This window comes from Bacillus sp. FJAT-49736 (assembly GCF_018343615.1).
Classification (GTDB): domain Bacteria; phylum Bacillota; class Bacilli; order Bacillales; family Bacillaceae_C; genus Margalitia.
Genome location: NZ_JAGYPI010000001.1, coordinates 806,071 through 824,370, shown reverse-complemented (window position 1 = coordinate 824,370; position 18,300 = coordinate 806,071). Strand labels below are relative to the sequence as shown.

The window sequence follows — 18,300 nt, the reverse complement described above, 5'->3', positions numbered from 1 at the left end:
TTTTTATTGAATAACATAAGAGGTGATATATACATTTACAACTTTACCATCTTGCATAATTTTTGAAATTGCATCTTTTAAGTCCATTCTTAATTTATCCTTGCCACTTTGGCCTTGCAAATCATTTGGGCTTAATTCTGATAACTGGTCAATAATAATATTCTTTACTTGAAAATCTCTCTTCGCCAGTTCCTTTTGTGCTTTTGTACTATTTGTTTCTAGCTTAAAGGAGATTTTAATAAAATTGTTGGACTTTAAATTTGTCGTAATCTCAGGCACATCAACTGATTGCTTTACAACCTCATCAATGGAAGGTGCTTTATTAGCACTTGAATGATCTAATTTATAAATAACAATAATTGCAACTGCTCCTGCTAATAAGATTACTAGAAGTATTATCATCATTGTCGTCAGCATTTTATTTTTCATCATCGGCACCCCCCATATTGGTTCTTCCTAATATATTGATAGATTGGTAGAATAACCTAATCTGTTCTACTATTTCCTCTACTCTTTCCAGGACAACAAATTTATGTCCGTTTGTTAAGGTAATAGTTGTATCAGGAAAGGATTCAATTGTTTCTATATATAGAGCATTTAAATGAAATTTCTTGCCATTTAATCTTGTAACATTAATCACTAAAAATCAGGACTAAGGGCAGCCTTAGTCCTGTCCCTCCCTATCTTAACGTTTTAAATTAACAAGCTCTTGCAGAATTTCATCCGATGTTGTAATAATTCTTGTATTTGCCTGGAATCCACGTTGAGCAACAATCATGTCAGTGAATTCTTCAGATAAATCAACGTTGGACATTTCAAGTGAACCGGAAGCGATAGAACCACGTCCATTTCCAGCAGTATTAACATTAGCTGTACCTGAGTTTACACTTGAAATGAAGGTGTTATTGCCAGCTTTTTGTAAACCAGCTGGATTGCTGAATTTTGCAATTGCAAGAGTTCCTAATGACATATTTAGACCGTTTGAGAACACACCATTAATGACACCATCCGATCCAATATTGAAGCTTTCAAGTGAACCTTGAAGATTACCGTTTGGATTTCCCATAGCGGAAAGATTGTCCGGACCATGTGTTAGTTTTGTTATATCAAGTGCAACATTCTGCGTACCACCATAAGGTAAACTTAATGGAGTAGTAGTAGTTAAGCCACCACCACTGTATTGATATTTACCTAATGGAACGCCAGGGTTAGTACTATCGGCAAAAGTAATATCCCATGTATCAGAATTAGGTGCTGGTTGATTTGCAATATTCATATTTAAAACGTGACTTACTCCATTATTATCTACTACTTCTACTTGTTGTGTATTGCTAGTAGCACCATTGGCATTATTTGGAATGTTACCCACTATATCTATTTGCGTTGTTGCTTTAGCAGGTAGTATAGAGTTGACATTAATATTTATATCTTTTAACACACCATTTACAAATTGTTGAACTTTAAATCCATCACTATTTACAAGTGTTCCATTATTATCTAAATAGAAATTACCAGCACGTGTATAAAGTGTTTGGTTACCTTGCTTGACTACAAAATACCCATCCCCATCAATAGCCAAATCGAGTGGACGCCCTGTTGTTTGTAAACTGGATTGGGTATCAATAATATCGATAGATGCTAAAGTTGAACCTAGTCCAACTTGCATTGGATTCTTACCACCCAAATTTCCTGACGCTGCACTTGCACCTGAAATTGTTTGATTCATCGTATCTTTGAAGGTTACACGACCCTTTTTAAAGCCGTATGTATTTACGTTTGCGATATTGTTCCCAATTACGTCTAATTTTGTTTGAAAGTTTTTCATTCCGCTAATACCTGAGTACATTGAACGTAGCATTTTGTTTTACTCCTCTCATGATTACATTTTTTTAGTTACTGCTTCTGTCATTCCACAGTACCAGCTTCCCAGAGGGTCCAGCTGCTATTTAATCGACAATAATGGCGCCGGAAATATTGGTGAAGATTTGTGAGCTTGCTTCATTTTTATCCATGGCGGTAATTACTGTTTGATTCTTGGCACTTACGATAAGGGCAGCATCCTTCACTAAAACTAACGATTCATTCACGCCTTTTTGCTTTGCTTCCATCACCCTGGAAGCTATCTTATCCCAAAGGGGCTGATCAATCTTGATGCCTCTTTGCTCCATTCTTTGACTAGCATGTTTGCTTATCGTTAATTGCTGAGCACTTTCTTTTAATGCATCATTAAAATGCTGTGCAAAAGGTGCTGTTACCTTTAAACCTTGATTAGTCGGCTTTTGCAAACCATTTCTAGACGTAATTGGCTGTAATGGTACCTGTTGAATAAAGGGCTTCACCATTCAACCACATCCTTTTAATTTTCGATTTTTGTTAATTGATTCGTTTTGATTTTTTGACCATTATCTAATTCCAATAGTGTATCTCCATCTTTAAAAGATACTGATTTGACGGTTGCAGAAATTTCTTGCTTTTGATCATCCATCCAGGTAACCTTTTTACCTATTAAATAACTAGCTTGTACTAAAGAATTATCTCTTGAAACGGTATTTACCTGTGAGATATTTGCAGGATCTAAAGTAGTTCCGTCATCCATAATAAATTTAGGTGCATTGTCTACAAAACGAACACCAGTTACAATCCCCGTGCCTTGTGTAATGGTTGGCTGACCGTTTGGATCATCACTCGGAGTAGATTTATGCCAAGTAATCTCTTTACCTACAAATTGTGTATAATCAATCAACTGACTTTGCTTTTGTGAATCAATAAACTGTTGCATCGCTTGATTCATATTGGTCATTTGCTCCAGTGAAGAAAATGTAGCCATTTGGGCAATAAAATCTTTATCCTGCATTGGATTTAATGGATCTTGATTTTGTAATTGGACCATTAGGATTTTTAAAAAGTCATCTTTCCCTAAAATATCCTGTCCCGTTTTTCTATCGGTTGCTTGCTTGTTGGAATAATACAAGCTTGGATCAATTGTGTTTCCCATGTCATCACCTATACAATTTTTTCTAATATGCTTTCATTCAATAAATTAGAAAACTGTGATTCATTCTCTTCATCAGCTTCTTGCTTTTGCTTTTCAGAATTCTGTTGGTTTGCGGATTGTTGTTTTGCATCCTGCTGGCTAAATTTTTGCGCTTCATTCTGACCATAGATGACATCAATCTTATCCACTTGGATATTTTGCATTGTAAAAGCTTCTTTCAACTGATGAATTCCGGAATCTAATAAATCTTTGGCATTTCCGTTGCTCGCAAACATCTTAGCCGTTATCATGCCTTTATCTTGCAATAGCTCAATTCTAATGGAACCTAAATGTTCAGGATATAGCTTTATAAATAACTTATTTGAACCATTTAAACCGGTTGTGAGCTGTGATTTCGCAAGAATATTGGAAAGTTCCTTAACAAACTCATTATAATTTAAGTTCGCTGTTGCATTTTCTTTCCCAACGTGAATCACAAATTGTTCTAATTTAGAAGCAGGGTTCATTATATTTGCAACCAAAGATGGTTGAACTGCAGAATCTGTACTTTGTTGTTCGGAATTTTCAGTAAGCACCTTTGACTGATTTAACTGGCCGGAAAAATTCACATCTTTTAGTCTAAAACCGATGCTTTGTTGATCCTTTAATAAAGAGGAAAAACTATTATCTTGTATTGAATTTTGAGTGCTTAGCTTACTATTTTTCACTAACTCTTCCATTTTTGAAATAATGTTTTGCAATCCATCTTTTAATCTAGTTAGTTGTTTAATATCCCCCATCGATAAGTCAATGGTTTTTGCAATTGTTTCAGCAGCTTTCACATTTTGGGCAAAAGTTTGCAGTTGATTTCCCTTAAGCTGTTGTAATAATTCCGCTGGTAATTTGGAAAATGCTGCTACGAACTCTGACATACCTTGCAAAAGATTATTATCCTTCAAAGAAAGATTTACTTCCTTTAATTGAGCAGTGAATGGTGGAAAATTTGCAAATAAGCTTTGTAAACTGACCATTAAATCATCCAACTGTTTTTTCCAATCTTCTTTTGTCATGCCTAGCAATCCACTCATTTGTTCATCTGAGATAGTTTTACTATTAGTAAATTCCAGCCCATTTGAATTCGGTAAACCTTCTTTTAAAATCTGTAAGATTTCTTTAAGGACATCAGCCAGATTTTCTACAGTATCATTTTCATTTGGAGTCGTTTTACTATATTGTGTTTGCAAAATAGTAGAAAATGCGTTCTTTAAATCTCCAGCCTGTGCATTATTTTTGCCTGTAGGTGCTGATTGTGAAATAGAACCTAATGGAAGCATTGCGATATTCATTGTTTCACCTCCTTTCAAGTGCCTTCGCTTAAAACTAGATTAGCGTCCAAGCAACTCCGTGTATTTTGCTGCCCGGTCAGCAGGCATCTTTTCCAAAATGCTCGCTAATGTCTCAGAGCTCAATTTTGAGAGTATTTTTACAGCATTTTCATCTTTCATTTGCAGCAAAATTGGCGCGGCACTTTTCGGATTCATCGCTTCATATGAACTAACAATTTCCTTAAAATTCTTCGTGCTTTTCGTCTGACTTTTTTGCAAGCTGGCTATCTGCTCCTCTAGTCTTTGTTGTTCCAGCAGCAGCTGCTGTTTTTCGTTATCCTTACTGTCTAATTGTTTTTGTAAATTTGCAATTTGTGTGTCTTTGTTTTGTATTTCAGCATTTAAGCTAATAATTTTATCCTCATCTGCTTTTGATCTGCTGGTAACATTTTTACTAGATGAAAGTAAATGTGTCTTTTCACCAAGCTCTTTTGCTTTTTCAAATACATTTACACCTGCTAGTGTGGAAACGATTAAGGCTACCACAATAGCAAATAATAAAGGAATGATTACGACATATACAAACCACAGAAATTTACTTGATTTTTCTTCCGTTAACGCTTCTTCCTTTGCCATGCAATCACCTAATTTCTAAGAACGCTGAAAATATTGTATTGTAGAAATTTCGTCCGTTAATTTATCCTCTTCAAGCTTTTGAAGTTCAAGGAATTTTTCATAGTCCTTCAATTTTATTTTTTCGTATTTTTTAACTTCTACATTTTTTTCTATTAGCTGAGCCTGACACCAATTCATGCGGTTTCTGGCATTAAGAACAAGTTCCTGGTAATACGAAATAGTCTTATCCATATTCACTATGAAGCGCTGGTAGTGTCTAATTTCTTGGACTGCAAAGCCTGACTGCAATTTTTTCGCTTGAAATTGTTCCAAATCTTCCTTCTTCTTAAGTAAACGATATAGTTCTTCTGCCACTTCTTCGAAGGTTTTAACAGCATTTTGATAGATTGATAATGCCTCTTCCTTTTCTCGTTCTTTAAGGGTTAAAACCTTTTCGAATTTATAATGATACTTCATCATCATTCACCGTTTTCAGCAAGATTTATTAAAGAAGCTATACTTTCATTCATCGTGATTTTTTCATCCGTGCGTTGTTTTAAAAAGGAAATGATTTGTGGATACATTTCGATCGCTAGGTCAATTTCCTGTGAGCTCCCGCGTTTGTAGGCTCCGATATTAATTAGATCTTCCGCATTCAAATACGTACTCAAAAGATCCCGTACTTTTTCTGATGCCTGCTTATGCATCTCCGTTGTAAGCTGATTCATTAAACGGCTAACACTCTTTAAGATGTTAATAGCTGGATATTGGCCTTTATTAGCTAGAGCACGATCCAATACGAAATGTCCATCAAGTATTCCACGAACTGTATCTGCAATGGGTTCATTCATATCATCGCCATCTACTAAAACGGTATAAATACCTGTAATGGTCCCGTTTTGATTCGTTCCTGTTCTTTCTAATAATTTCGGCAAAATAGCAAATACAGATGGGGTATATCCTTTCGTTGCCGGAGGTTCCCCTACTGCTAGTCCAACCTCTCGCTGCGCCATCGCGACACGCGTTACAGAGTCCATCATAAACATGACATTAAGACCTTTATCCCGAAAATATTCTGCGATGGCAGTAGCTGTAAAGGCACCCTTTATCCTCATCAGTGCTGGCTGATCCGATGTTGCACAAATGACGATGGATCTTGCCAGCCCCTCTGGGCCAAGGTCTCGTTCGATAAATTCCCTAACCTCACGGCCACGTTCCCCTATTAGAGCAATTACATTTAAATCCGCTTTTGTATTACGAGCAATCATTCCTAAAAGAGTACTTTTTCCAACACCACTTCCTGCAAAGATACCTACGCGTTGGCCTTTTCCAACCGTAAGTAGGCTATCGATTGCACGAACCCCGAGTTCAATTTCCTCCGTAATAGGGGGGCGAGTCAATGGGTTTGGAGGTGCCTGTTCTGTTCTTATCGCTTTTAAACCTTTAGGCAATGGCGAATTATCGAGCGGATTTCCAAGTGAATCAATGACCTTGCCTATTAAAGAATTTCCGACTTTTACTTCTAATGAATGTCCGCTAGCCTCCACTAAGCTACCAGGAGATATTTCTTGAATATCCGTATAAGGCATCAAAATTACATTTTCTTCTTTAAAACCAACTACCTCTGCCATAATTTTTCTGCCTTGTGTTTTACCTCCTACGTGGATGTAACACACTTCTCCAATTGAGCTTTCCGGACCTACTGATTCAATCATTAGACCAACAACACGATTTACCTTCCCAAAACGCTTATACGTCTCTATAGTTGAAATACGCGATAAAAGTTCGACTGCTTTCATGAATGTACACCTTCTAAAAGCTCCAATAGCTTTTCATGGAGCATATTAAGCTGACTGTCCGTACTTGCATCAATTCGCCCATTTTCGGTTTCCACTAAGCATTGATTTTCCTTTAATTGTTCATTTCCATAAACATAACATTGAGTATGACCAGCCATTAACGCATCCAATTCATCTTTTCTGGATATAATCAATGGATATTTGGATGGATGAATGATAATTTTGATTTCTTGATTTTCTCTTACTTCTTTGACAGCTTCTCGTACAATTGGAAAAAATCGTTCTGGATTTTCCTCGATGGATTGACATAATATTTTTTCTGCCGTTTTAATCCCCAAATCCAAGATCACTTTTTCCGAATCCTCAATATACTTTACAAATTCATGCTTTGTTTGATCGACTATCTGATTTGCTTCATCTAATAAATTTCCGTATTCTTCGTAGCCTTGATTTCTCCCTTGCTGAAGTCCCTCTTCGAATCCTGCTTTCCTGGCCTCTTCTATTAGCAATTGCTTTTCATGTTCCCATTGTTCTCTTTCCTGCATGATTTGTTCTTTTAATCTTTGTGCCTGTTGTTCTGCTTCTTGAATAATGCTGGCAGCATTATCTTGAAATTGCTCTAGAATTCTTTGCTTCCTATCGTCAAGATCTGGATCTGTTTCTAGATTGCCTGCAGGAACTACTTCTTTTATTCCAATTACTTTGCCGGGGAGCACTCCACCATTAGAAGACTTAATAACTTTATACAATGATGTCATCTCCTCCACCACGAGCAATGATGATTTCACCAGCATCTTCTAATCTTCTAATAATGGTTACAATTCTAGATTGAGCTTCTTCAACATCTCTTAATCTTACAGGTCCCATATATTGCATTTCTTCCTTAAAGGTTTCAACCATACGAGTTGACATATTTCGGAATACAACATCCTTAACTTCTTCGCTGGATACTTTAAGTGATAATAATAGATCTTCATTTTCAGATTCACGTATAACTCTTTGAATAGAACGATTATCAAGCGTAACAATATCTTCGAATACAAACATACGCTTTTTAATTTCTTCCGCAAGCTCTGGGTCTTGAATTTCTAAGGAATCTAAAATGGTCTTTTCCGTAGATCGGTCTACTCCATTTAACACTTCCACTACAGCCTCAATTCCGCCTGTTTGCGTGTAATCCTGTGTGACAGTAGAAGACAATTTTTGCTCTAGAATTGCTTCTACCTCACTGATGATTTCCGGTGATGTACGGTCCATAATAGCAATTCTTCGTGCTATATCTGCTTGTACATCTTGCGGTAATTCGGACAATATTTGCCCTGCTTTTTCTGGCTCTAAATAAGAAAGAATTAACGCTATCGTTTGCGGGTGCTCATTTTGTATGAAATTCAATATTTGTGACGGCTCTGCACGTCTGGCGAAATCAAACGGTTTAACCTGCAAGGAGGAAGTTAATCGATTGATTATCGTTGCAGCTTGATCTGCTCCAAGCGCCTTTTCGAGTACAGTTTTTGCATAGCCGATACCACCTTGGGAAATGTAATCCTGAGCTAATGCTATGTTATGAAATTCATCCAGTATTTCTTCTTTTGTTTCAGAAGCTACTTTTTTTACGCCGGAAATTTCAAGAGTTAACTTTTCTATCTCTTCTTCTGTTAAATGCTTGTATACAGATGCAGAAACATCAGGTCCTAAAGAAATAAGAAGGATAGCAGCTTTTTGTTTACCGGTTAAACCTTTTTCTCTACTTGCCAATCGCTTCCCCCCCTATTCTTCGGATATCCATGTACGTAATAATTTTGCAAACTCATCCGGCTTATCTTTAGCCATTTTTTCCAATTGTTTTTTACGGAGACTTGTTTCAGTTTCATGTTCTTCATTAATATCTGCGATATGAATTGGCTCTGATCTAACAAATGATTCATCTTCTTCATCTTCATCTTTCCGTCGTGAACGAAGCATAAAGAAAATTAATACTATAATGATCAACAGTAATATTCCACCGATAACATAAACCCACCAAGGAATACCTGATTTGCTCACTTGACTAGTAGTTGCTTTACCATTGAATGGTTGAACCGAAACAGCTATTTTATTTTGAACTGCTTGGTTCGAAAGATTATTTCCATAGCTCTTATCAATAGAAGTTCTAACAATGGTAGATAAGATTTTATTGATATCATCAATCCGGCTCTGCGGCAACGAATTTGGATTTTTAGGGTTTGGTGGTTCAACCATAACCTGAATACCTAAGTCACGTATTTTATATGGACTTTGCACAATCTGATTATGAATTTTATTTACTTCATAATTCATTGTCTCTTGAATCTTTTCGTAGTCACCATTTCCATTTGATCCGTTTTGTACATAAGTTCCTGAACCAGAGTCAGCAGGACTTCCTGTACCAGGGATGCCTCCCGCAGCACTACCATTTCCGGAATATGTTTCCGTGATTTTTTGTGCGCTGACCGCAATTCCCTTCATATTCTGCTTATCAACTGGCTCTACTAAATGCTCGTCCGTATTTTCTTGGGTGAAATCAACATCCGCCGTCACGCTTGTTACAACTTTGTTATAGCCCATTAAAGTACCTAGCATCGTTTGAACTTGTCTTTGAATATCTCTTTCGATTTGATGCTTGATATCCATTTGCTGTGCAAATGAACTTCCTGTCGAATTATTATTGTCATTATTTAAATCAAAATACTCAAAATTCTGGTTCATGATGACGATATTATCGGTAGGTAAGTTCGGAACACTTTTGGATACTAGGTTATATAGTGATTTAATTTGTTTATCACTAAAGTCATATCCAGGTTTTGTTGTTAAAACAATCGATGCAGATGCTTGTTGGTTCGGATCATTCACAAAGATTCCCTTATCAGGCATATTGATCATAACCTTTGCTGATTCCACACCATCCACTTGTTTAATTAAATTTGCCAATTCTGTCTGCATTGCATCGAGCTTAATTACATTAAACTCATTGTCCGTCATTCCAAAACTAGCATTTTGGCTAAAAAAAGAATAATCAATACTCCCAGTTTTCGGAATACCTTCTGACGCTAACTCCACCTTAAGATTATCAACATCTTGTTTTGGAACACTAATCGTCTTACCGTTATCACTAATTTCCGACTTGATCCCTTTCGCATCCAAGCTTTGTTTAATCGAACCTGTTTCGGATGGCTCAAGATTGCTATAGAGAGGTACCAAAGTGGTTTTAGTACTAAAATAGGTAATGATCGAAATAAGTAAAAGTATAAATATAATTGCTGAAATACCAATCTTTTTTTGATTACTTGTTCGCGATTGCCAGTATTCTTTTATTCTATTAAAGAAGTTTTTCACATTCTCATTCATTTCTTTCCCCCGAGTCACATATCACTATTATCTTTTTGTCTAAATCGAAGGTAATGGTGTAATAGGTATAAGCGTTATTATTAAACTTGCATTCTCATTGTTTCTTGATATGCTTCTACAACCTTATTCCGTATTTCAAGCGCTGCCTGCATAGTAACATTAGCTTTTTGTGCAGCAATCATTACTTGATGCAAATCAACATTTTCACCATTTGCCAATTTTTGCGTTAAAACATCTGATTGTATTTGATCATTATTTACTTCAGATATGGATTGTTTCAGCATATCTGCAAAGCTAACTTTTGATTGGTTACCTGAAGATATTTGATTTATATTATTTTGGCCAAAATTTATTTGGCCCGACGGACGTAATATATTTGACGCCACCGAATTAATATTAAGAAGTGACAAATTGAATACCTCTCTTTCTATTTACCAATTTCTAATGCTTTCATTAACATTGCTTTATTTGAATTAAAAACTGTTACGTTTGCCTCATATGATCTAGTAGCACTCATAAGATCTACCATTTCCTTTAATGGATCAACATTTGGCATTTGCACGTAACCGTCAGCATCAGCATCCGGATTTTCTGGGTCGTAAACTAACTTATAAGGTGTCTGGTCTTCCACAATTTTTGCAACCTTTACTCCATTTCCTACAGATGAACCTGATGCAGCTTGTAGGAATGATGAGAAGGAGTTTGACATTGGTTCCAGGACAACTTCTTTACGAGTGTAAGGCTGCCATTTGCCATTTACATATTTTCCTCTAGTAGTATCCACATTTGCCATATTCGACGAAATCACATCCATTCGAAGGCGTTGCGCAGTAAGCGCGGTGGCTGTAATGTTCATGTTATTAAATATTGACATAATTATTTTCCACCTTTAATAACAGTCTGTAGTGTAGAAAACATTCCATTAATTCTGTCGGTCAATGCACTGTAGTATATTTGATTTGTTGCTAAATTGGACATTTCCTTATCTATATCCACACTGTTTCCATTATCGTTATACTCAACATTTTGTTGTGTGATAATTGCTGAATTCTCCGTTGTTGCTTGGAAGGTAAAATGTCTTGGGTCAGTAGTCCTAGCTGTTATAGCTTGGTTTACAGAACTGTCTAACATCGCCTTAAAGGAGACATCCTTAGCTTTATAGTTTGGAGTATCTACATTGGCAATATTGTCGGCTATAACCTTTTGCTTTAAGGAAGAATAATTTAAGGCATTTTCGATTGTCGAAAATGTATTATTGAATAACTTCACAATTCTACACCTCTACCTAATAAGTGACATTATTTTATTAATTGCGACATAATATTCTACAACTATTTTAATGTTTTAATAACTTAGTGTCTATGCAGATATTTTAAAATTTACCTATTTTAACCGCAAAAATGCAAAATTTAGTTCTTTTGGATTATAAATATTACGAAATTGCAACAATTTATACAATAGTAATACTTTAATGACGAAAACTATAACGAGTTTATTTTATCAATGGGAGTAGTACCAAACTAGTGGATATTAATGGGTTTTTATAGATAAAAAAAGAAAAGCCGTCAATTTTCAACAATTGACGGCTTTTTGTATATTTTTCCCTTATATAAAATTAATTAGACTTTAACTTTTCAAGCTCATGAAGGAATTTATCGTTTAATACTTTAATATAAGTTCCTTTCATACCTAAAGAACGAGATTCAATAACCCCAGCACTCTCAAGCTTTCTAAGTGCATTTACAATAACAGAACGGGTAATTCCTACTCTATCTGCAATTTTAGATGCTACTAACAAGCCTTCTTTTCCATTAAGCTCTTCAAAAATATGTTCAATTGCTTCTAGCTCACTGTAGGATAATGAACTGATTGCCATTTGAACAACAGCTTTGCTTCTTGCTTCTTCTTCAATTTCTTCTGACTTTTCACGTAAAATTTCCATACCAACAACAGTTGCACCATATTCAGCTAAGATTAGATCATCATCATGGAATTTTTCTTGAAGTCTAGCAAGTATAAGGGTACCTAATCTTTCACCGCCTCCGATAATCGGAACAATAGTAGTTAAACCACTTGTAAATAAGTCTTTATTTTCAACAGGAAACGCTGTATATGCACTTTCAATACCAATATTTGAAGATGTTTCATTAATACTGAATAAGCTATTTGTATACTCTTCAGGAAATTGACGCTCTTCTAGCATTTTGGACATACGCTCATTTTCAATTTGTTGATTAATGGCGAATCCCAGTAGCTTTCCACGACGGCTAACAACGAAAATATTTGCCTCAATTACATCGCTAAGTGTTTGTGCCATCTCTTTAAAGTTTACAGGTTTCCCCGCAGCTTTTTGTAACATTGCATTAATTTTTCTTGTTTTGTCTAATAAATTCATTGATTTTTTTCCTCCTAGTGTTTTTCATACAATAATTTTTTCTTCAACTTAAACTCCGAACATTGCTCATTCATTACTTTTGTTACTTGCGAAACACTATTGCCGGAATTCTTCGCTTCTATAAAATAAATTGACTTAAGTCTTTATTTTTTGAAATAGCGCCAAGCTTTTCATTTACATATTGAGGTGTAATATTGATTTTTTCCATCGTAATATCAGGTGCTTCAAATGATAGATCCTCAAGGAGCTTCTCCATAATAGTATGCAATCTCCTTGCACCGATATTATCGGTATTTTGGTTCACTTCAAATGCAATTTCGGCAATTCTAACAATAGCATCGTCAGAAAATTCAATTTGTATACCTTCCGTTTCCAATAATGCTATATATTGTTTGATTAGAGCATTATCAGGCTCCACCAAAATTCGATGGAAGTCGTCAACAGACAGCTTAGTTAGTTCCACTCTGATTGGAAAACGTCCTTGTAATTCTGGTATGAGCTCAGACGGTTTCGTCATATGAAATGCTCCTGCTGCAATGAATAGAATATAATCTGTTTTTACCGAGCCATATTTTGTAACTACTGTTGAACCCTCAACTATTGGTAGAATATCCCTCTGGACGCCTTCTCTTGATACTTCTGCGGATGAATTGTTTCCAGATTTGCTCACAATTTTATCAATTTCATCTATAAAGATAATACCCGTCTGTTCCGCACGATAAACTGCCTCTTGTGTCACATCATCCATATCAATTAACTTTTGCGCTTCATCATTTGTTAAGACCTTTCGAGCTTCCCTAACAGGCAACTTTCTTTTTTTCTTTTTCTTTGGCATAAGATTGCTTAAAGCATCTTGCATATTCATGCCCATTTGTTCCATTCCGGACCCTTGCAGCATATCGAACATAGAAGGAGCTTGCTCTTCAATTTCTATCGTTACCAGCTCATCCTCTAGCTCGTGATTCGCGAGCTTTGCTTCGATAACCTTCCTTCTTTCCTTTATGGATAAATCCTCCGTACTGTCCTCTTCTATTTCAGAGTCATTCTCATTTCCGCCTCCGAAAAGCATCTCAAACGGATTTTTATAATTATTTGCTTTCTTTTTCGCTGGTACAAGTAGATCTACTAAACGACGATTAGCATTTTCCTCGGCACGCTCTTTTACATCGTTAATTCGCTCTTCCTTTACAAGTCTTACAGATGTCTCCACTAAATCTCGGACCATAGATTCAACATCACGGCCGACATATCCTACTTCTGTAAACTTTGTAGCTTCTACTTTTACAAATGGGGCACCAACTAATTTTGCCATTCGCCTAGCAATTTCGGTTTTTCCAACACCTGTCGGTCCGATCATTAATATATTTTTAGGAATGATTTCCTCGCGAAGTGCTTCTGATAAAAGATTTCTACGATATCGATTACGCAATGCAACAGATACTGCTCTTTTCGCCTCTTTCTGCCCAATGATGTATTGATCCAGACGTTCTACAATCTGTCTAGGCGTTAAACTCATTGCCTTATTTATTTTATAAGCCAAGATATTTTCACTCCTTCTTTTTTTATAAAATGAGACAAACTTTCAGAAATGAATGACGTTACGTGCATCAACTTCTAAGATAGTCCCTGTTTTTTAAAGAAGATAAGCATTATAGTTCTTCAACGATTATATTCGAGTTCGTATAAACACAAATATCAGAAGCAATTTTTAAAGACGCCTCTGCGATTTCTTTTGCGGTCAAATGGTCTCCACTAAATTGTTTAAGCGCACGTCCAGCAGCAAGGGCATAATTGCCTCCTGAGCCAATAGCTAATATTCCATCATCAGGCTCGATTACTTCACCTGTTCCTGATACTAGTAACAGATTTTTATCGTCCATTACAATTAGCATTGCTTCTAGTTTCCGTAAAACCTTGTCACTTCTCCATTGCTTAGCCATTTCCACTGCAGCACGAGTTAGATTCCCGTTATATTCTTGCAATTTACCCTCAAACATTTCCGAAAGGGTAAAAGCATCCGCAACAGATCCAGCAAATCCAGCAAGTACTTTTCCACTAAAAAGCTTACGAACCTTTTTAGCCGTATGCTTCATGACAACTGCATTTCCGAATGTTACTTGCCCATCTCCTGCCATGGCACATTTACCCTTATGTTGAACTGCAAATATCGTTGTCGCATGGAAATCACCCATCTAAAACACCTCCAAATTGTCTACCACATTCATTTTATGCCTACAGGTAAATTTAAACATTTAAAATATATGGTGACAGTAAACAACTTTTATTCCCATAAATTATACATATTTTTTGTTTATTTTATACCTACAGTTTCAGCTTATATGAGCTAGGCAGTGCATTTCCAAGACCATCACTACGCTCTTGGATGATGTGCCATATATGTGTTTCTTAGATGCTCTTTCGTTACATGTGTATAAACTTGAGTAGATGATAAGTACTCGTGCCCTAACAATTCTTGGACGGTCCTAATATCTGCACCATTGTTTAACAAATGGGTAGCAAATGTATGCCTCAGCATATGCGGATGCATTTTGCCTGTAAGTGCTGCCCTTTCGATTAAACTGTTCAGAATATGCCTTATCCCGCGGACAGTTAACGGATTTCCCTTATAATTTACAAATAAAAATGAATGTGGGGCAGTATTTTGCATCAATTGACTTCTGGCAGTATTTATGTAATGTTGAAGGGCATTATTTGCAAATGAACCAAACAGAACAAAGCGTTCCTTCTTTCCTTTTCCCTTCACTAAAATGGCATCAAATTCAAAATCTATATCCTTTAATTCGATGTTTGCACATTCACTTACACGTATCCCAGTAGAATACAAAATTTCAAGCAATGCTTTATTCCTTATATCTAAAGGACTTTCCCCTTCACAAGCTTGGAATAATTTTTCTAGTTCCTCTTGGTAAAAGAATTTTGGAATCCGCAGCTCTTTTTTGGGTTGCGTTAAAAGTGCAAATGGATTTTCTGATACTATTTTTTCCCGCATCATAAATTTGTAAAAACTGCGTAAGGAAGAAATTTTTCGTGCCATACTTGCTCTGCTATACTCGCTCGTATACAGCCCGGTTAAGTAAAGCCTCGCATCAAAATATTCAACTTCACTTAGATTGGATATACTTTGTTCAGACATGAACATAAAGAAGTGCTCAATATCTTGACGATAAAACTTAATAGTATAGTCTGAGTAGTTCTTTTCAATTTGAATATATTCGATAAATGAAAATAAACAGTTTTCTAAGACTTCGTTCATGTTTAACACCTCACAAGGGCTACTAAATAGTATCATAATTTAGTAACCCTTGCAATGAATATTACTAATTTTTCATAAAGTTTTGAATTGTTCCTGTCACTTGTGTATTTTTGAATAAAATATTTTGTGTGAAATGTTTATATCCTTAAGCATTTTACAATACTACGGAAAATAAAGAAAGAAAAAGGGATTTTTAAATTAAATGTTCACAAAACTATCAAAAATTTAACTTATACTGTAAGAAATGTAAAAGAGTAAGCATACGCTTACCCTTTAGCTCTCCGCATTTTCTTTGTAATCGCAATTAGTACACTGAACTTGTAGTCCCTTTTTTAATTTCCGTTCCACAAGAATATGCTCACATTTCGGACATTTTCTTTCAATTGGTTTATCCCACGAAATGAAATCACACTCTGGATAACGATCACAGCCGTAGAATGTTCTTTTTTTCTTCGTTTTACGTTCAATTATATTGCCTTCGCCACAACTAGGGCATTTCACGCCGATTTCTTTTACAATTGGTTTTGTATTGCGGCAATCTGGAAAATTGCTGCAAGCCATAAATTTCCCGTATCGTCCCATTTTAAAGACCATCGGACTGCCACAATTCTCACAATCCTCACCGGCATATTCATCTTTAATTTCAACCTTTTCCATCTCTTCTTCTGCTACTTTTAATTTTACCTCGAAATCTTTGTAAAAATCATCAATAATTTTCACCCATTCGACTTTTCCGTCTTCAATTTCATCCAGATTATTTTCCAGCTTTGCAGTAAATTCTACATCGAGGATTTCTGGGAAAAACTCTAACATGAGCTCAATTACTATTTCACCTAATTCAGTTGGAATAAAACGTTTATTTTCTAACGAAACATAACCGCGTTTTTGTATCGTATCAAGAGTAGGAGCATAAGTGGATGGTCTTCCAATTCCTAGTTCCTCTAATGTTTTTACAAGTCTTGCTTCTGTATAACGCGGTGGCGGCTGTGTAAAATGCTGCTTTGGATCAATTTTCGTTGATTTTACATTATCTCCAACCTTAAGATCAGGCAATAAATTTTCCTTTTCTTCTTGCCCATCATCTGTTCCTTCCACATATACCTTCATAAAGCCTGGAAACTTGATTTTTGATCCAGTTGCCCTAAAAGTCACATCACCATTTAAAATATCTACACTCATAGTATCCAATATTGCCGAAGCCATTTGACTAGCTACAAAACGTTCCCATATTAGCTTATATAAGCGTAGCTGATCTTTACTTAAAAATTCTTTAATGGAGTTTGGTTCCCGAAATATGCTTGTTGGTCTAACCGCCTCATGAGCATCTTGGGCATTTGTTTGTTTTTTATCTTTTCTTTCCTCTGTTCTAGCAAACTCCACCCCATAATTTTCGTTGATGTAATCTGCTGCTTCGGATCTTGCAACCTCTGAAATACGTGTTGAATCTGTTCTCATATAAGTAATTAATCCAACACTGCCCTCTTTGCCAAGGTCAATTCCCTCATAAAGCTGTTGTGCGAGCATCATTGTTTTCTTAGCTCTGAAATTTAGCTTTCTTGCAGCTTCTTGCTGTAAGGAAGAAGTAGTAAACGGAGGTGATGGATTTCGTTTTCTTTCCTTTTTGGTAACAGCTGAAACTATATATTCACCTTTTAATTTGCCTAAAACCTCTTTCACTTCTGATTCAGAGGATAGCTCTAATTTTTTTCCACCCATGCCATAAAAAGCAGCTTGGAATGCTTCTTTGCCAAACTCAAAGTCGGTTGTAATGGTCCAATATTCTTCAGGATTAAAATTTTTAATATCATTTTCCCTATCGATAATTAGTCGAACCGCTACCGATTGAACGCGACCGGCACTTAGTCCTTTTTTAACCTTTTTCCAAAGCAACGGGCTGATATTATATCCGACTAAACGATCTAAAATTCTTCGTGCTTGTTGAGAATCAACCAGATCCATATTAATCGGACGAGGATGTTTAAACGATTCTTTTATTGCATCCTTTGTTATTTCATTAAAAACAACTCTGCAGTCAGAATGAATATCCACATCCAAACTATGTGCTAAATGCCATGCAATTGCTTCACCCTCTCTATCGGGGTCGGCTGCAAGATAGACCTTTTTTGCTTTTTTGGCAGCTGTTTTTAAATCCTTTAAAACTGGTCCTTTTCCTCTAATAGTAATATATTTCGGTTCATAATTATGTTCAACATCAACACCCGTTTGGCTCCTAGGCAAATCCCTAATATGACCCATGGATGCTTTCACTTTATATTTTTTTCCAAGATAGCGTTCAATGGTTTTCGCCTTTGCCGGCGATTCCACGATAACTAAATAATCTGACATCAATAATCCTCCCCAGAGGTGTTATAAATTTCCCGTCTTGAAGTTCATAACAAAATTTCTTTTTCCATGTATGGAAATCAAGTGTACATGATAGACCTGATTTATATTTTTGTCAATTATTCATTGCAAAGATGGTGTGTTTTTTCAAAAGTATTCAATTCCTCCCTAAATTTTTATTCATTTGCTCCTATTGTAGACGAATATCTTAT

The 18,300-nt window shown here is 35.9% G+C and carries 20 protein-coding genes; all 20 read right to left on the bottom strand.

Annotation, left to right across the window (positions count from 1 at the left end; genetic code table 11):
* Positions 1 to 3: 3 nt before the first annotated feature.
* Positions 4 to 432 (bottom strand): flagellar basal body-associated protein FliL, encoded by a 429-nt coding sequence (fliL, locus tag KHA87_RS04455; protein ID WP_213092896.1) that lies wholly within the window; start codon positions 430 to 432, stop codon positions 4 to 6.
* The gene (locus KHA87_RS04450) at positions 419 to 640 is read right to left on the bottom strand and encodes a flagellar FlbD family protein (protein WP_213092895.1); all 222 of its coding nucleotides are present in this window, start codon (positions 638 to 640) and stop codon (positions 419 to 421) included. The genes fliL and KHA87_RS04450 overlap by 14 nt, the downstream gene beginning before the upstream one ends.
* Positions 641 to 685: 45 nt before the next feature.
* The gene (locus KHA87_RS04445; protein WP_213092894.1) at positions 686 to 1,858 is read right to left on the bottom strand and encodes a flagellar hook protein FlgE; all 1,173 of its coding nucleotides are present in this window, start codon (positions 1,856 to 1,858) and stop codon (positions 686 to 688) included.
* 88 nt (positions 1,859 to 1,946) lie between these two features.
* Positions 1,947 to 2,342 carry a TIGR02530 family flagellar biosynthesis protein gene (locus KHA87_RS04440; protein ID WP_213092893.1) on the bottom strand — a complete coding sequence of 132 codons (396 nt, stop codon included), beginning with the start codon at positions 2,340 to 2,342 and terminating at the stop codon, positions 1,947 to 1,949.
* A 14-nt stretch (positions 2,343 to 2,356) separates the two neighbouring features.
* Positions 2,357 to 2,995 (bottom strand): flagellar hook assembly protein FlgD, encoded by a 639-nt coding sequence (flgD, locus tag KHA87_RS04435; protein WP_213092892.1) that lies wholly within the window; start codon positions 2,993 to 2,995, stop codon positions 2,357 to 2,359.
* 8 nt (positions 2,996 to 3,003) lie between these two features.
* Positions 3,004 to 4,320: a flagellar hook-length control protein FliK gene (locus tag KHA87_RS04430; RefSeq protein ID WP_213092891.1), complete on the bottom strand. Its 1,317-nt coding sequence runs from the start codon at positions 4,318 to 4,320 to the stop codon at positions 3,004 to 3,006.
* Positions 4,321 to 4,359: 39 nt separating this feature from the next.
* Positions 4,360 to 4,935, bottom strand: a complete 576-nt coding sequence (locus KHA87_RS04425) for a MotE family protein (protein WP_213092890.1) — start codon at positions 4,933 to 4,935, stop codon at positions 4,360 to 4,362.
* A gap of 15 nt (positions 4,936 to 4,950) precedes the next feature.
* Positions 4,951 to 5,391, bottom strand: a complete 441-nt coding sequence (gene fliJ, locus KHA87_RS04420) for a flagellar export protein FliJ (RefSeq protein ID WP_213092889.1) — start codon at positions 5,389 to 5,391, stop codon at positions 4,951 to 4,953.
* 2 nt (positions 5,392 to 5,393) lie between these two features.
* Positions 5,394 to 6,713 carry a flagellar protein export ATPase FliI gene (fliI, locus tag KHA87_RS04415; protein WP_213092888.1) on the bottom strand — a complete coding sequence of 440 codons (1,320 nt, stop codon included), beginning with the start codon at positions 6,711 to 6,713 and terminating at the stop codon, positions 5,394 to 5,396.
* Positions 6,710 to 7,462, bottom strand: coding sequence for a flagellar assembly protein FliH (gene fliH / locus KHA87_RS04410; RefSeq protein WP_213092887.1), 753 nt, complete (start codon positions 7,460 to 7,462; stop codon positions 6,710 to 6,712). Before fliH ends, fliI begins: the two co-directional genes overlap by 4 nt.
* Positions 7,455 to 8,468: a flagellar motor switch protein FliG gene (fliG, locus tag KHA87_RS04405; RefSeq protein ID WP_213092886.1), complete on the bottom strand. Its 1,014-nt coding sequence runs from the start codon at positions 8,466 to 8,468 to the stop codon at positions 7,455 to 7,457. The genes fliH and fliG overlap by 8 nt, the downstream gene beginning before the upstream one ends.
* A 12-nt stretch (positions 8,469 to 8,480) precedes the next feature.
* On the bottom strand, positions 8,481 to 10,076 hold the full coding sequence (gene fliF / locus KHA87_RS04400) for a flagellar basal-body MS-ring/collar protein FliF (RefSeq protein ID WP_213092885.1): 1,596 nt from the start codon (positions 10,074 to 10,076) through the stop codon (positions 8,481 to 8,483).
* Between the two features lie 80 nt (positions 10,077 to 10,156).
* Positions 10,157 to 10,408: a flagellar hook-basal body complex protein FliE gene (fliE, locus tag KHA87_RS04395; RefSeq protein WP_481748349.1), complete on the bottom strand. Its 252-nt coding sequence runs from the start codon at positions 10,406 to 10,408 to the stop codon at positions 10,157 to 10,159.
* Between the two features lie 95 nt (positions 10,409 to 10,503).
* Positions 10,504 to 10,950: a flagellar basal body rod protein FlgC gene (flgC, locus tag KHA87_RS04390; protein WP_213092884.1), complete on the bottom strand. Its 447-nt coding sequence runs from the start codon at positions 10,948 to 10,950 to the stop codon at positions 10,504 to 10,506.
* A gap of 2 nt (positions 10,951 to 10,952) precedes the next feature.
* Positions 10,953 to 11,345 carry a flagellar basal body rod protein FlgB gene (gene flgB, locus KHA87_RS04385; protein ID WP_213092883.1) on the bottom strand — a complete coding sequence of 131 codons (393 nt, stop codon included), beginning with the start codon at positions 11,343 to 11,345 and terminating at the stop codon, positions 10,953 to 10,955.
* A gap of 346 nt (positions 11,346 to 11,691) precedes the next feature.
* Positions 11,692 to 12,471 (bottom strand): GTP-sensing pleiotropic transcriptional regulator CodY, encoded by a 780-nt coding sequence (gene codY, locus KHA87_RS04380; RefSeq protein ID WP_213092882.1) that lies wholly within the window; start codon positions 12,469 to 12,471, stop codon positions 11,692 to 11,694.
* A 118-nt stretch (positions 12,472 to 12,589) separates the two neighbouring features.
* Positions 12,590 to 13,987: an HslU--HslV peptidase ATPase subunit gene (gene hslU / locus KHA87_RS04375; RefSeq protein WP_213094240.1), complete on the bottom strand. Its 1,398-nt coding sequence runs from the start codon at positions 13,985 to 13,987 to the stop codon at positions 12,590 to 12,592.
* Between the two features lie 133 nt (positions 13,988 to 14,120).
* Entirely contained in the window at positions 14,121 to 14,663 is a 543-nt protein-coding gene (gene hslV, locus KHA87_RS04370) for an ATP-dependent protease subunit HslV (protein ID WP_213092881.1), read from the bottom strand.
* Between the two features lie 179 nt (positions 14,664 to 14,842).
* Positions 14,843 to 15,745: a tyrosine recombinase XerC gene (gene xerC / locus KHA87_RS04365; RefSeq protein ID WP_213092880.1), complete on the bottom strand. Its 903-nt coding sequence runs from the start codon at positions 15,743 to 15,745 to the stop codon at positions 14,843 to 14,845.
* A 273-nt stretch (positions 15,746 to 16,018) separates the two neighbouring features.
* Positions 16,019 to 18,091, bottom strand: a complete 2,073-nt coding sequence (gene topA, locus KHA87_RS04360) for a type I DNA topoisomerase (RefSeq protein ID WP_213092879.1) — start codon at positions 18,089 to 18,091, stop codon at positions 16,019 to 16,021.
* Positions 18,092 to 18,300 lie beyond the last annotated feature (209 nt).

Bases quoted from the DNA above. Each gene is read 5' to 3' on its own strand.
- fliL (WP_213092896.1), bottom strand. From the start codon at position 432: ATGATGAAAAATAAAATGCTGACGACAATGATGATAATACTTCTAGTA.
- KHA87_RS04445 (WP_213092894.1), bottom strand. From the start codon at position 1,858: ATGCTACGTTCAATGTACTCAGGTATTAGCGGAATGAAAAACTTTCAA.
- KHA87_RS04440 (WP_213092893.1), bottom strand. From the start codon at position 2,342: ATGGTGAAGCCCTTTATTCAACAGGTACCATTACAGCCAATTACGTCT.
- flgD (WP_213092892.1), bottom strand. From the start codon at position 2,995: ATGGGAAACACAATTGATCCAAGCTTGTATTATTCCAACAAGCAAGCA.
- KHA87_RS04430 (WP_213092891.1), bottom strand. From the start codon at position 4,320: ATGAATATCGCAATGCTTCCATTAGGTTCTATTTCACAATCAGCACCT.
- KHA87_RS04425 (WP_213092890.1), bottom strand. From the start codon at position 4,935: ATGGCAAAGGAAGAAGCGTTAACGGAAGAAAAATCAAGTAAATTTCTG.
- fliJ (WP_213092889.1), bottom strand. From the start codon at position 5,391: ATGAAGTATCATTATAAATTCGAAAAGGTTTTAACCCTTAAAGAACGA.
- fliI (WP_213092888.1), bottom strand. From the start codon at position 6,713: ATGAAAGCAGTCGAACTTTTATCGCGTATTTCAACTATAGAGACGTAT.
- fliF (WP_213092885.1), bottom strand. From the start codon at position 10,076: ATGAATGAGAATGTGAAAAACTTCTTTAATAGAATAAAAGAATACTGG.
- flgC (WP_213092884.1), bottom strand. From the start codon at position 10,950: ATGTCAATATTTAATAACATGAACATTACAGCCACCGCGCTTACTGCG.
- codY (WP_213092882.1), bottom strand. From the start codon at position 12,471: ATGAATTTATTAGACAAAACAAGAAAAATTAATGCAATGTTACAAAAA.
- hslU (WP_213094240.1), bottom strand. From the start codon at position 13,987: ATGAGTTTAACGCCTAGACAGATTGTAGAACGTCTGGATCAATACATC.
- hslV (WP_213092881.1), bottom strand. From the start codon at position 14,663: ATGGGTGATTTCCATGCGACAACGATATTTGCAGTTCAACATAAGGGT.
- xerC (WP_213092880.1), bottom strand. From the start codon at position 15,745: ATGAACGAAGTCTTAGAAAACTGTTTATTTTCATTTATCGAATATATT.
- topA (WP_213092879.1), bottom strand. From the start codon at position 18,091: ATGTCAGATTATTTAGTTATCGTGGAATCGCCGGCAAAGGCGAAAACC.